This window comes from Verruconatronum alginivorum, assembly GCF_056590205.1.
The window spans coordinates 1,237,810-1,250,946 of record NZ_JBWPVQ010000001.1 but is presented as its reverse complement, the minus strand read 5'-3'; the positions used below and the strand labels follow the sequence as shown (position 1 = coordinate 1,250,946).

Here is a 13,137-nt window from a genome sequence, read left to right as displayed (position 1 = left end):
GCCCGATTTCTCCATGAATCCCGAACAAATTCAAAAATTCCAGGAACTCGCCGCCACCAATCTCTGGGGAGCGATTCTTCCGGAAATGCTACTCGGTTTCCTGGCGCTCGGACTTCTGGTGCTCGAAATGGTCCTGCCGAAGGAGAAGCACCGGTTGATCCCGCAGGCGGCGATCTGGGGCACGGTGGCCATTCTGGTCTGGTATCTCCTCTTCTTCTTCCGGGAAGCCGGAGGCCACCTCGGGCAGCAAACCTTCGCCGGAATGTTGTATCACGACCATTTCGGTCAGATCATGCGCGCCTTTTTCCTCCTGAGCGGGGCGCTGGTCTGTTACCTCGGGAGCCTGGCGCTGGCGAAGGCCCCGTTGCCGAAAACGGAATTCTTCCACATCACCCTGGTGGTGACCGGGGCGATGATGCTGCTGGTGCAGAGCCATCACTTCGTGATGCTGTTTGTGGCGCTCGAGACGGTGACGATCGGGTTTTACGTATTGGTCAGCTATTTCCGTCACACCTCGCACTCGTTGGAAGCCGGGTTGAAATACCTGATCATGGGGGCGCTCAGTTCGAGCCTCCTGTTGTTCGGCATCGTGTTGCTCTACGGAGCCGCCGGGAATCCCGACTTGCCGGGAAATAGCGCCGCCGCGATGAATTTCAGTGTCTTGCAGAACTTTCTGGAGGCGAACCCGGACAACCTGCTGGTCTTCTTCGGGGTGGCGCTTCTCTTGGCTGGGATCTGCTTCAAGATCGCGGCGGTGCCGTTCCACATCTGGGTGCCGGACGTTTACCAAGGGGCTCCGACCCCGGTGACCGCCTTCTTGGCGATCGCCTCGAAAGCGGCGGGCTTCGGGTTGTTGCTCTCGTTGGTCCGCAACGTCTTCCCTCCGTTGCAGGAAATCGTGCAGCCGATGTTGATCGTGCTGGCGGTCCTGACCATCGCGGTCGGGAACCTCGCGGCGCTGACGCAGTTGAACACCAAACGCCTGATGGGTCTCTCGGGCGTGGCCCACGCCGGGTATCTGTTGCTCGGGGTGGCGGCGGCGTTGACCATCGACTGGGCGTCGGCGGCGGTGATCTTTTACCTGTTCGCCTATCTGCTGGCCTCCTTCGCGGTGTTCGGGGTGATGTTGCACGTCGGCGGATGGAACGGTCACACCGGGCAGCAAATCGAGCATTACACCGATCTCGGCAACAAGTCACCGTTCCTGGCGGTGGTGTTGGTCGTCGGCCTCGGATCGTTGGCGGGAATTCCGCCGTTGGCCGGGTTCATCGGAAAGCTTTTGGTGTTCATCGCCGCGTTCCAGGCGGAACTTTATCTCGGACTGGGGATCGCGATCGTCGGGGTGGTAGTGTCGATTTATTATTATTTCGGCTGGATGAAGGCGGCGGTCTTCCGGGTCTGGCGATTGGACGCCGGGCAACCGGCGCAAGTCTCTCCGCCGACGCCCGACGGAGCCGTTCTCCCCGCCTTGGGTACCGGCACCCGTTGGGTTCTTGGAATCCTCACCGGCGCGACGATCGTCCTTGGCTTCGTGCAAGCCCCGTTGACCACGTGGTTGATGTAGGGGGTCGGGCGTAGGCCGCCACAAGGTAGGTGAGGCGTTCCGCCTCAGTGCGTGGGTTTCCCGGGAGGGACCACCACCGTAGCATCGAGTTTTCACTCGATGACCCCGTCTGGTCCGCCGGACTTGGTGCACCGCACGGAGCCGGGACGGCCCCGCCACTTGGCCAATACGCCAACGGCGTTGCGCCCTCCAGCCCAAGGTTGCCACGCGAATGCGGGGCTACCTTGGGTTTTGGTCCCGCGAATCGTTCTACCCCAGGGGGTTGCGCCCGGGTCGTTGTGCGATGGTAGATCGAAGACGGGCGGAACCGCGTTGCGGTTCGTGGCGTGGGGCCACGTTTTCCCAGGGTAGGCCTCGTTTCCCTCGGCTCAACCCTGGGCTGGAGGGCGTAAGCCCGTTGGGCTATGAAACTTCGGCTCTGATGTGGCAAATACGCCAACGGCGTTTCGCCCTCCAGCCCAAGGTTGCCGCGCGAAGCGGGGCTACCTTGGGTTTTGGTCCCGCGAATCGCTCTACCTCGAAGAGGTTGCGCCCGGGCCCGTGGTATGGGGGATCGACCGTGAGCGAAGACGGGCGGAACCGCGTTGCGGTTCGTGGCGGCGGGCCGCGTTTTCCCAGGGTAGGCCTCGTTTCCCTCGGCTCAACCCTGGGCTGGAGGGCGTAAGCCCGTTGGGCTATGAAACTTCGGCTCTGATGTGGCAAATACGCCAACGGCGTTGCGCCCTCCAGCCCTGGGTTGCCGCGCGAAGCGGGGCTACCCTGGGTCTTGGTCCCACGGAGCCGATCTACCTCGAAGAGGTTGCGCCCGGGCCCGCGCGGTATGGGGGATCGACCGTGATCGAAGACGGGCGGAACCGCGTTGCGGTTCGTGGCGGCGGTCACGTTTTCCCAGGGTAGGCCTCGTTTCCCTCGGCTCAACCCTGGGCTGGAGGGCGTAAGCCGGTTGGGCTATGAAACTTCGGCTCTGATGTGGCAAATACGCCCACGGCGTTGCGCCCTCCAGCCCAGGGTTGCCACGCGAATGCGGGGCTACCCTGGGTTTTGGTCCCACGAGTCGTTCTACCCCGAAGGGGTTGCGCCCGGGCCGTTGTGCGATGGTAGATCGACGGCGGGCGGAACCGCGTTGCGGTTCGTGGCGTCGGGCCACGTTTCCCCAGGGTAGGCCTCGTTTTCCTCGGCTCAACCCTGGGCTGGAGGGCGTAAGCCCGTTGGGCTATGGGGTGGCCCGGTTGCTCCGAGGTTTCGTCGGGCTGGGCTGGTGGGCGTAAGCCCGTTGGGCTATGGGGGCCGGTTGCTCCAAAATTTTCTCCAAACATGCTCCAAGGGATTGCATCCGGGGACCGGTTCTTGGTATTGCTCCGATTGAAAAGTAACCCCCTGCGATATGCCCCAATCTTTGTCTGCTGTTTATCTGCACGCCATTTTTTCGACGAAAGACCGTCGTTCGTTCTTGCGTGATCGGTCGTTCCGGGAATCACTCCACGGATATGTCGGAGCTGTTTCCAAGAAACTGGAATGCCCTCCGTTGCGGGTTGGAGGTATCGAAGACCATATCCACATCCTCGCACGGTTGGGACGCACCATGAGCCAGTCGGAATGGGTCAAGGAGATGAAACGGGCCTCCAACCTCTGGATCAAGGAGCAACCCAATCCACCACCGTCACGAGACGGTCCGTCCGCACCCTTGGCGGAATTTGGATGGCAAGGTGGATACGCCTGTTTTTCGGTGAGTGTTTCCAATCTCGAACTTGTCACCGCCTACATTGACAAACAGGAAGAACATCATCGAAAGGTTTCCTTTCAGGACGAACTACGGGCGTTCCTCAAAAAACATGGCGAGACTTGGGATGAGAAATACGTTTGGGATTAGCCGTTCGGTTGCCGGAACCGCGTTGCGGTTCGTGGCGGCGGGCCACGTGTTCCCAGGGTAGGCCTCGTTTCCCTCGGCTCAACCCCGGGCTGGAGGGCGTAAGCCCGTTGGGCTTTGGAGGTCAGGTTGCGGCGTGGGTCGCCAAGGTGGTGAGGCGTCCCGCCTCAGTGCGTGGGTTTCGCCTTGCGGAGCCTGAGGCACCGCACGGAGCCGGGACGGCCCCGCCACTTTGTGGTTTATACGCCAACGGCGTTTCGCCCTTCAGCCCAGGGTTGCCGCGCGAAGCGGGGCTACCCTGGGTTTAGGTCCCACGAGTCGTTCTACCCCGAAGGGGTTGCGCCCGGGCCCGCGCGGTATGGGGGATCGACCGTGATCGAAGACGGGCGGAACCGCGTTGCGGTTCGTGGCGGCGGTCACGTTTTCCCAGGGTAGGCCTCGTTTCCCTCGGCTCAACCCTGGGCTGGAGGGCGTAAGCCCGTTGGGCTATGGAGGTCGGGTTGCGGCGTGGGTCGCCAAGGTGGGTGAGGCGTCCCGCCTCAGTTCGTAGGTTCGGTATGCGGAGCCTGAGGCACCGCACGGAGCCGGGACGGCCCCGCCACTTTGGAGCTCAGTCCTTCCTCTCCAGGTGGGCTTCCATCGCTTCGCGGGTGATGGTGTAGCGGCCGGCGCAGCGGGGGCATTCCACCCGGATCGACTCTTCGCCGCCGAAGAGTTCTTCGGGGGCTTCGCGCATCGTCGGTTCGAGGACTTGCAGGATCTTCTTTTGGTTGCACCCGCAATGCCAGCGGTAGGCGCGGCGTTCGAGCGGGGCGAGGGTTTCGTCGTCCGCGATCCGGCGGACGCCGTCGCGGTCGATCACCTCAAACCAGGAGGAGTCGCAGTCGGGATGGAAACAGAGGACCGCATAGGTGTCGCCTTCCAGTTGGAAATAACGGGCGGGGCGTTGTTCGCTTTGTCCGTAGAAATGTTCGGCGGCGTGAAACGGGTCGCTTCCGTCGAAAGTGACCGCGCTCCGGCGGGGCGGCTTCTGCCCGACGACCGTTTCGGAGAAGAAGAGGTTGTGGTCCCCTTGCTTCACGTTTTCGGTGAAAATCCGCCCGGCGACGGTCCCGAGTTCGTTGTCGGCGACCAAAAAGAGGTTGAGCAACGGATTCTGGAAATTGACCGTCCAGGCGATCAATTCGTTGCGGGGCCGGGCACCGCAATGGAGGACGAAGGCCGCCAAGGCGCCTTTGAAAATCGCGTCGTGCTCGGGGGCGGGCCGAATCTCGTGGTCGGCGAGATGCAGGTAATAATCGACGAAGAGCGGTCCGAAATCCCCTTGAGCCAACAAGGCGTTGCGGTAGCGGACAAACGAGGTTGTGACATCAACCATGGATGAGAATTATGAATTATGCAGGAGGAATTAGGAAAAATGAAAGATGCACCGGGAGGGCGATTTGTCCATGCTTCGGGCCATCTCTCGGGTTCGCTTTTAATCGGAACACACCCCACCATGCTTGCGCATGGTCCCCCCCTCTCAAGAGGGGATCTTTGTTAGAAGAGGGCGCCGCCGACCACGCCGGCGGCGGTGATCGGGCCTTGCTCGGTGAGGCCGTCGAGGGCGCGTTCGGCTTTGTTGATGACGGCTTGGACTTCCTGGTAAAGGGAATCGTCGACCAGGAGGCGCCCGAGGGTGCCTTCGCCTTGGGCGAGGCGATCGGAGACCTGGCGGAGATTGGTGGCGAGCGCTTCGAGCTCGCGGCCGATCTGGTCGCCGTAGATCAGGCTGCCCAACGTTCCTTCGCCGCTCCGGATGTGGGCGATAATTTCTCCCGCGTCGCCGGTGAGGCCACGGGCGTTTTCGGCGGCTTTGCCGAATTCGTCGAGGGTGGCCAGTAGGCTTTGATAGGCGCCGTCTTCGTTGATCAGGCGGGCGACGGTTCCTTCGCCTTCGTTGATCTTGTGGGTGATCTCCCGGATGTTGGCGAGGGTCTCGCGCAAGGCTTCGCGGTTGTCGACCAGGATGGCGTTGAGGTTTTGCACCACCCCGGGTTCGTCGGCGCTCCCGGTGATGACTCCGACCAAGCCGCTCAGTTCGCCGAAGAGGTCGTCGAGGCCGCCGGCCGCGTCGCCGAGTTGGGCGAAGACCTCGTTGAGGTCGGCGGTGTGGCGAGTGGCGATTTCGTCTCCGGGGGCGAGATACTCGGCGGATTCGCCCATCTCGATCGAGACGTAGTTGTTGCCGAGCATGCTCAACATGCCGATGGTGGCGACCGAGTCGCGGGCGATCCGGACCTCCGGGTTGATGGAGAGGAGGGCTTCGGCCTTGCCGTTGACGAGGCGGGTCGAGGTGACGCGGCCGACCCGGACTCCGGAGACGCGGATGTCGTCGCCGGAGCGGAGCATCTTCACGTTGTCGAAGCGGGCGTGGATGGTGTAGCCCTCTTCGGCGAAGAGGCGCCCCTCCTGTAAGGTTTCGTAAACGATCCAGATGACGGCGAGGCCGAGGAGGAAAAAGAGGCCGACGCGGACGGTGTTGAGTGTTTCTTTCATGACGAATTACGGATTTGTTTGAAACGCGGATTTTTCAGGTCGATGACCGGATTGAGAAAGTCGTTGATGGCGGGCTGGTCGGATTGCCGGACCTTGTCGGGCGTGTCGACGGTGAGCAGTTCGCCGTTCATCAGGATAGCCACGCGGTCGGCGATTGTCAGGGAAAGATCGCGATCGTGGGAAACGACGATGCTGGTGACGCCGGTTTCTTCGCGCAACGTGGCGATGATTTCGCTGATCGTGGCCCCCATGGTCGGGTCGAGCTCGGAAGTGGGCTCGTCGTAAAGGAGGAGTTGGGGTTCCATCACCAGGGCGCGGGCGATCGCCACCCGTTTGCGCATGCCGCCGCTCAGTTCCGCCGGAGATTTTTTCGCGGCGTCCTCGAGGCCGAGAATGCGAAGGGCGTCGAAGACCTTGTCGCGGATGGTTTGGCGATCGTGGAGCCGGTGCTCGGTCGGGTAGAGGGCGAGGTTCTCGAAGACGGTCATCGAGTTGAAGAGGGCTCCGGCCTGGAAGACCAACGCCATCCGGGTGCGGGAGCGGAACGCTTTGTCGCGGGTGTCGACGTCGGCGACCTGGACGCTCCCCTTCGAGGGGTCGATCAAACCCGCGACGGTTTTAAGCAGGACCGATTTGCCGGATCCGCTCGGTCCCATGATCACGAAAATCTCGCCCGGTTCCACTTCGATGCTGATGTCGTTTAACACCAAGTGGTCGCCGAACGACTTGCTGAGATTCTTGATATGGACGGGAACGGGACGCATGGGCGGAAAATTTACGAGTGTCGATTTACAAATGCGAAATAGGAAGTGGGGCTTGGAATCCCGACCTCTGAACCTTGAGCTTTGAACACGGAACGTTGAACATTTTCTTCACATCAGTGCCCGGGTGATGAAGTAGTCGAGGACGAGGATGGTGATCAGGGAGACGACCACCGATTGGGTGACGGAGTTGCCGATTTCGCGGGGGCCGCCGGAGGTGCGGAGGCCGATGTGGCAGGCGATCAACACCACGAGGAAACCGAAGACCTGCGCCTTGATCAAGCCGTCGAAGACGTCGTGGAAATCGACCGCGTCGCGCAGGGCCTGGAAATAGATCTCGGTGCTGACGTTGATGAACCCGACGTATTGCGAGACGATGCCGCCGGCGATCCAGCCGATGACGTTGCCGAGGATGGCCAGCACCGGCATCATCACCAGCACCGCCACCAACCTCGGCATCACCAGCATCCGGGCCGGGGGGATGTTCATCGTGACGAGGGCGTCGATTTCGTTGTAAACCTTCATCGAGGCCAATTCCGCCGTGATCGCCGATCCGACCCGTCCGGCGAGGAGAATCGAGACCATCACCGGGGCAAGCTCCCGGGCCATCGAGAGACCGACGATCGCCCCGATGAATGTTTCCCCGCCGAGTTCCACTAAGGCGTATCCGGTCTGGAGCGCGAGCACCGCGCCGATGAAAAAACTCAGGATGGCGACGATCGGCAGCGTCGTGTAACCGATCAACATGCACTGGTCGATGAACCGGCGGAAGTTGCGGGGCAACTGCGGCAGAAACGCCAGCGAGCGCACCAACAGGAGGACCGCCCCCCCGACGTGATCGAAGAATTCCGTGAGTTTATTCATGGGAGGCTGGTTCGGAAATGGAATCCGGGTCGTCGTCGGGGGCGTCGTCCGTTCGCCCGGAAAGAGACCCGGGACGGTTCAGCCAAAAGGCGCCGAAGGAGCGGTTGTCGCCATCGCGCGAGTAGGAGAGGAGTCCCTTGAGGAACTCCCATTGCCGGCCCTCGGGTTCGCTTTCGTAGTTGAAGAGCGGTCCGACATGGAGGGCAAACGCCTCCTCTTCGAACTCGCGCCGGGTGGTGACGAAGTTGAACAAAAACGAGTGCCGCGCGTGGACCTCCTCTTCGACGTCCATCCGGTAAATCGCGGCGAGAGGAGAGTATTTGATCCGGACGACTTCATTGAACGGAAAAAAGACTTCGAACGGGCTCAAGGTCTGGAACTGCCGCCGCCCGGCCCCGTTGTCCCAGGAACTGTAGAGCGGCCAGACATGCCGCTTCACCGCCGGGTCGAGCTCGGGGTGCTCCACGCTCGATTGAACCTGCGCCCAGTAGAGGAAATAGAAAAACTGGGTGCGCTCGTTGCGCAATCCCCGCTCCTCCCAGATGGATCGCCGGTGGAGCGGCCACAGGATCCACCGCCGGTCCTCGTGCCGCCGGATCGAGCGGGTGTAGAACGGTGCCCAGCGGTTGATGTAGCTGTCGCCCCGCCGCTGGACCAGCAACGGCCAGAAGTAGCGCGTTTCGAAATATTCCGGATTGAAACTGTCGGTGTAACCGAAAAACGGCCAGACCCACGTCCGGCTGACCGCGTCTTCGGAGCGGGAGGCGGAGTAAAACGGGAGGAAACCATGGGCGACGAACGGCTCCTCCTTCCAGAGTTGCCGTTGCGAATGGTAGCCGAGCGGCCAGAGCCAGTAGTGGTTTTGGTAAACGCCTTCCCGCTCCACCTGACCGTAAAGTGGCCAGAGGTGGAATCCGGCGGTGTCGGGCCCCCGCACCACCCGGATGAACGGCCACGGCATGGCGACGGTGGTCACGTCCCCCCGGACCAATTCCGCACCGAGCGGAAACAGAAACCACGTCGCTTCGTCCCAAAAAAGGAAATTGCGGGCGCTCCCCGCGATCGGAAACACCCCGAAGTAGGAGAGCTCCGGATCCGGATCGCTTCCCCAGAAAAAGATCGGAAACAGACGGACGCCACGGCTCGGCTCCTCCTCGCCGTTCCGGTCGAACGATTGGTAGCGGAGGAGGGTGAAGAGGTCCCAGGAGGTGCCGTAGGGACGATAGCGGTAATTGAAAACCGGGTACAATACGTGGAAGGCCCCGGCTTCGCGCCGATGTTCCTCGAAACCGACGAAGAACGGCCGAATCCCGGCGGCGTCGGCTCCGGGGACGGAGGCTTCGAAGACCAGCGGACCGATCGCCTGCCATTGGGTGAAGTCGCCGGAAGAATCCCGTTCGCCGGTGAAAAACGGCCAATAGTTCACCTCGGCCGCCGCTCCCCGCGGCGCCCCGAAACCGCCCGCGACGAGGAGCAGAAAAAGGTGAAGAAAGAGTCTCATTGGCGACAAACCCCGGAAGCTAGCACATTTCGCGCGTAAAACGCACGCAGAGAATTGTGAATTGTGAGGGATGAATGAACCTGCTGAAACGGGGGCCAGCGGGAGAATCCGCGTTTGCCACCACACCGGGGAACACACCCCACCGCTCTGGCGAGCGGTCCCCCCCTCTCAAGAGGGGAACTTTTCCACGCCGATCCCCTCTTGAGAGGGGGGGACCATGCGCAAGCATGGTGGGGTGTGTCCGGTTCGTTTCCGAGACCCCATTGACCCCGTCTCGCGACGTCCACAAGCATCGGGGTTCTCCTGATTTTTTCCCCTATTTTCTTTGATCATTGCACATTTGGCGATTTCCGGGATCATAAGGGGGTATTATGTGTGGAATTATCGGTTATGTAGGAAAAGCCCAGGCTGCCCCCATTCTCCTCAATGGGCTTCGCCGCCTCGAATACCGCGGTTATGACTCGGCCGGGATGGCCATCCGTAATGGCGAGCACATCCAGACCCGCAAATGCGCCGGGCCGATCGCCAATTTGGCCAAACTGATCGATTCGACCCCGCTCCCAGGCTCCACCGGCATCAGCCACACCCGCTGGGCGACTCACGGAAAACCGACCGATGAAAACGCCCACCCCCACCTCGACAAGAGCGGGAAACTGGCCCTCGTCCACAACGGCGTCATCGAAAATTACAAGGAGTTGCGGACCGAACTCCTGCTCGAAGGCCACCTTTTTCAATCCGAGACCGACACGGAGGTCCTCGCCCACCTGATTGGCTTCTACTACGACCGCATCGACGCCGAACCTTCCCGCGAACGGCTCACCGAGGCGTTGCGCAAAGCCCTCGACCGGGTCAGCGGCACTTACGGGATCGTGATCCTCCACCAGGATCTGCCCGGTCTGCTGGTCGGCGCCCGCCGGGGAAGTCCGCTGGTGCTCGGCGTCGGCAAAGGGGAAAACTTCCTCGCCAGCGATTCCGGCGCCATCGTCGCCCACACCCGCGAAGCGATCTACCTCCACGACCATGATATCGTCACGGTCGACGCCGAGGGTTTCGACATCACCTCGCGAGCCGGAACCGCCGCCCATCAGATCAGCCGGGTCGATTTCTCCGCCGAGGACACCACCAAGGGGAAATTCCCCCATTACATGCTCAAGGAGATCTTCGAGCAGCCCGAGACCGTCCTTGACGCCATGCGCGGTCGGCTTTCGGTCGAGGAAGCGACCGCCAAACTCGGCGGGTTGAACATGACTTCCAAGGAGTTGCGCGAAATCGACCGCGTCGTCCTGATCGGTTGCGGCACCGCCCTCCACGCCGCGATGGTCGGCGAGCAATTGATCGAATCGCTCGCCTACCTGCCCGCCGAAGTCGAATTCTCCAGCGAGTTCCGCTACCGGAACATCCCGATGGACAAAAACTCGCTCGTCTTCGTGGTCAGCCAGAGCGGCGAAACCGCCGACACCTTGGCCGCCTTGCGGGAGAGCAAGCGCAAGGGACACCGCACCCTCGGGATTTGTAACAACGTCGCCAGCACCATCGCCCGCGAAAGCGACGGCGGGGTTTACATGCACGCCGGCCCGGAAATCGGGGTCGCCGCGACCAAATCGTTCACCTCCCAACTCACCGTTCTCACCTTGCTCGCCCTCCTTCTCGGACGGATGCGGCACCTCTCGCCGAGCGATGGACAACGATTGATCGAGGAATTGCAGGCGATCCCCGACAAGATCCGGACGATCCTCAAACAAAACGACAGGATCAAGCAGATCGCCCAGAAATACGCCCGCCATGACGGGATGCTTTTTATGGGCCGCCAACTCAATTACCCGATCGCCCTGGAAGCCTCGTTGAAGTTGAAGGAGATCAGTTATCTCTTCTCGGAAGGCCATCCAAGCGCCGAGTTGAAGCATGGATTCATCGCCCTCGTCAACGAACGCCTGCCGTCGGTTTTCATTTGCCCCGACGACGCCGTTTACGAGAAAAACATCAGCAACATCGAGGAAGTCAAAGCCCGCAAAGGCCCGGTGATCGCGGTCACCACGGAAGGGAAGCGGGAAATGGAGGAGATCGCCGACGACGTGATTTACATCCCTGAATGCGCCGATTGCCTAACCCCGATCCTCTCGGTGGTCCCTCTCCAATTGCTCTCCTACCACATCGCCGTGGAACTCGGTTGCGACGTCGACAAACCCCGCAACCTCGCCAAAAGCGTCACGGTGGAATGAGAAGAGAAATGGAACTGTAGAATCTAACCGCAAAGACAAGAACTTGGGCACTGAAAACACTAATTCACACTAATCTTCCGTGTTTTATGCCTTTCTTTCCGTGGTCAAAAAACCAGTTCCTTAGCTCTTCATCTGCGCCAATCTGCGCCTATCTGCGGTTAACCTCTCGTCCCTCTGAACGTTAAACGTTGGACGTTGGACGTTGAAAGTTTTTCTCCTCTCTCCTTGCTCCTTTCTCGCTACGCCGACTCCCTTCGCTTCCTCCGGCCGCTTTCGAGTCGAGAATTCTGCAGGCCGAGGGCCACCGCCGCACCGGCGGTAATGATTGTCGCAGGATTCTGCAGCACGAAATCACCGAACGCATGGCCGAGGGTGAGCAGCATCCCGACCGTCGCCCAAACTGAAATGGGATGCCGGATCGCCCGGCTACGCCAGAGACCGACCCCCCACAAAGCCAGTCCGGCCACGAAAAAGCTCATTCCAGCGACTCCATATTCCGCCGGATATTGAATCCAGTCGTTGTGGGCGTAATCCCAGACGAAATAGGTCCGGATGGTCTGCCGGCGGCGCTGGCGTTCCCGGTAATAGATCTCCGGGTAATTCGCCTGGTATTCGGGAAAAGCGTATTCGAAACTCCCGGCGCCCCAACCCCAGAACCAATTGTCCCGGAACATATCGGCGGTCGCCTGCGTCGCCATTACCCGTGCCCGAACCGATCCTCCTCCGTCGTCCTCCGCGAAATGTTTGAACCGGTCGACGATTCGTTCCGGACCAATCACCGCCGTAAACACCGAGGCGAAAAAGACCAACAACCCGAGGAAAATGAACGAGATCACCGACCCCTCCCGCAACCGGTTCCACCGCCAGGCTTGGAAAAGAGTATAAAGAATCGCCGCCACCAGGATCATCCCGGCGACGATCACTCCACCCCGCGATCCGGAAAACAACACGGCGGTGAAAATCACCGTCGACGTGAAGAAGAAGACCGGACTCATATCCCCGGCCCGCTCGTTCAATCGCCAGGATCGCTCCCGGAAGTAAAAATAAAGCCCCGTCGAGAGTGCCAGGACCAGGTTCAAATAAGAAGCGGCGTGATTCCGGTAAATGAACGAGGCGAAGAAATTCCCCGTGGGAGAGTCGAACCGCCAGAAGATTTGCTCCGCCCCGGTGAAAAGTTGGGCGAAGGCCAGCGCCGCCAGCGCCACCCCGTTGAGCGCCAACGCCCCGACCAAAATCCGGATCGACTGGGTCCGTTCAATGAACAATCCGATCGTCCAGATCGTCAGAAAGGCCGACCCGAATATCATCAAATGGCGGTAGGGGCTCATTTCTTCCAGCGGCGTAGCCATTCCCGACGGCAGCCAGCGGATGTGATCCACCGGCATCAACCACAATTCGTCGAGGAGTTCGATTTGTTCGTAGGCCGGATTGAGTGCCTGCACGGTGATGTAACCCAGGAGTCCGCATCCGATCCAGACCGAGGGTGACCGGAGCAGCTTTTTCCAAGCCGGAATTTTCGGGATGATCCGGGTGCTCGGCGGATTGAGCAAAACGGCGGTCAGAAAGGCCGCTCCAGCCAGAGCGAGACTCACTTGCTGCGCCCAAAGCTCCATCGCGCCGAAAGCCCACGGCAAAAAAGCGAGGTGAACGGACAGCAGGATCAGCACCGCCTTTTCACTCCAATGGATCGGCGGCGAAGGAGGCGCGGTCCGTGACGACCCACCGGCGACATTCGGCTCGGGTTTCATATCCAAACCAGCAGGTAACGAATTTCCTTCGGAACGCAAGTGTCGGCTAAAACGCCCCCCGCTGGCACGGACATT

9 protein-coding genes are annotated in these 13,137 nt (G+C 61.0%); 3 read left to right on the top strand and 6 right to left on the bottom strand.

The window, feature by feature from the left end; all coding sequences use genetic code 11:
• The first annotated feature begins 13 nt into the window (after window positions 1–13).
• Entirely contained in the window at window positions 14–1,564 is a 1,551-nt protein-coding gene (locus tag ACWUI2_RS04330; protein WP_486981637.1) for an NADH-quinone oxidoreductase subunit N, read from the top strand.
• Between the two features lie 1,384 nt (window positions 1,565–2,948).
• Window positions 2,949–3,434, top strand: a complete 486-nt coding sequence (locus ACWUI2_RS04325; RefSeq protein WP_486981636.1) for a transposase — start codon at window positions 2,949–2,951, stop codon at window positions 3,432–3,434.
• 607 nt (window positions 3,435–4,041) lie between these two features.
• Here ACWUI2_RS04325 and ACWUI2_RS04320 read toward each other — a convergent pair.
• The 5 genes from ACWUI2_RS04320 to ACWUI2_RS04300 form a co-directional block, all read right to left on the bottom strand.
• Window positions 4,042–4,809 (bottom strand): Hsp33 family molecular chaperone HslO, encoded by a 768-nt coding sequence (locus ACWUI2_RS04320; RefSeq protein ID WP_486981635.1) that lies wholly within the window; start codon window positions 4,807–4,809, stop codon window positions 4,042–4,044.
• Window positions 4,810–4,970: 161 nt separating this feature from the next.
• Entirely contained in the window at window positions 4,971–5,969 is a 999-nt protein-coding gene (locus ACWUI2_RS04315) for an MlaD family protein (protein ID WP_486981634.1), read from the bottom strand.
• Entirely contained in the window at window positions 5,966–6,733 is a 768-nt protein-coding gene (locus ACWUI2_RS04310; RefSeq protein WP_486981633.1) for an ABC transporter ATP-binding protein, read from the bottom strand. The genes ACWUI2_RS04315 and ACWUI2_RS04310 overlap by 4 nt, the downstream gene beginning before the upstream one ends.
• A gap of 108 nt (window positions 6,734–6,841) precedes the next feature.
• Window positions 6,842–7,594: an MlaE family ABC transporter permease gene (locus ACWUI2_RS04305; RefSeq protein ID WP_486981632.1), complete on the bottom strand. Its 753-nt coding sequence runs from the start codon at window positions 7,592–7,594 to the stop codon at window positions 6,842–6,844.
• Window positions 7,587–9,095 (bottom strand): hypothetical protein, encoded by a 1,509-nt coding sequence (locus tag ACWUI2_RS04300; protein ID WP_486981631.1) that lies wholly within the window; start codon window positions 9,093–9,095, stop codon window positions 7,587–7,589. Before ACWUI2_RS04300 ends, ACWUI2_RS04305 begins: the two co-directional genes overlap by 8 nt.
• A gap of 371 nt (window positions 9,096–9,466) precedes the next feature.
• Between ACWUI2_RS04300 and glmS the strand changes: the two genes are divergently transcribed.
• Window positions 9,467–11,314 carry a glutamine--fructose-6-phosphate transaminase (isomerizing) gene (gene glmS / locus ACWUI2_RS04295; protein ID WP_486981630.1) on the top strand — a complete coding sequence of 616 codons (1,848 nt, stop codon included), beginning with the start codon at window positions 9,467–9,469 and terminating at the stop codon, window positions 11,312–11,314.
• 239 nt (window positions 11,315–11,553) lie between these two features.
• On the opposite strand, the gene ACWUI2_RS04290 is transcribed toward glmS, so the two are convergent.
• The gene (locus ACWUI2_RS04290; RefSeq protein WP_486981629.1) at window positions 11,554–13,062 is read right to left on the bottom strand and encodes an O-antigen ligase family protein; all 1,509 of its coding nucleotides are present in this window, start codon (window positions 13,060–13,062) and stop codon (window positions 11,554–11,556) included.
• Between the last annotated feature and the right edge of the window lie 75 nt (window positions 13,063–13,137).

Excerpts from the sequence above, each read along its gene's own strand:
- ACWUI2_RS04330 (WP_486981637.1), top strand. The coding sequence starts at position 14 with ATGAATCCCGAACAAATTCAAAAATTCCAGGAACTCGCCGCCACCAAT.
- ACWUI2_RS04325 (WP_486981636.1), top strand. The coding sequence starts at position 2,949 with ATGCCCCAATCTTTGTCTGCTGTTTATCTGCACGCCATTTTTTCGACG.
- ACWUI2_RS04320 (WP_486981635.1), bottom strand. The coding sequence starts at position 4,809 with ATGGTTGATGTCACAACCTCGTTTGTCCGCTACCGCAACGCCTTGTTG.
- ACWUI2_RS04315 (WP_486981634.1), bottom strand. The coding sequence starts at position 5,969 with ATGAAAGAAACACTCAACACCGTCCGCGTCGGCCTCTTTTTCCTCCTC.
- ACWUI2_RS04310 (WP_486981633.1), bottom strand. The coding sequence starts at position 6,733 with ATGCGTCCCGTTCCCGTCCATATCAAGAATCTCAGCAAGTCGTTCGGC.
- ACWUI2_RS04305 (WP_486981632.1), bottom strand. The coding sequence starts at position 7,594 with ATGAATAAACTCACGGAATTCTTCGATCACGTCGGGGGGGCGGTCCTC.
- ACWUI2_RS04300 (WP_486981631.1), bottom strand. The coding sequence starts at position 9,095 with ATGAGACTCTTTCTTCACCTTTTTCTGCTCCTCGTCGCGGGCGGTTTC.
- glmS (WP_486981630.1), top strand. The coding sequence starts at position 9,467 with ATGTGTGGAATTATCGGTTATGTAGGAAAAGCCCAGGCTGCCCCCATT.
- ACWUI2_RS04290 (WP_486981629.1), bottom strand. The coding sequence starts at position 13,062 with ATGAAACCCGAGCCGAATGTCGCCGGTGGGTCGTCACGGACCGCGCCT.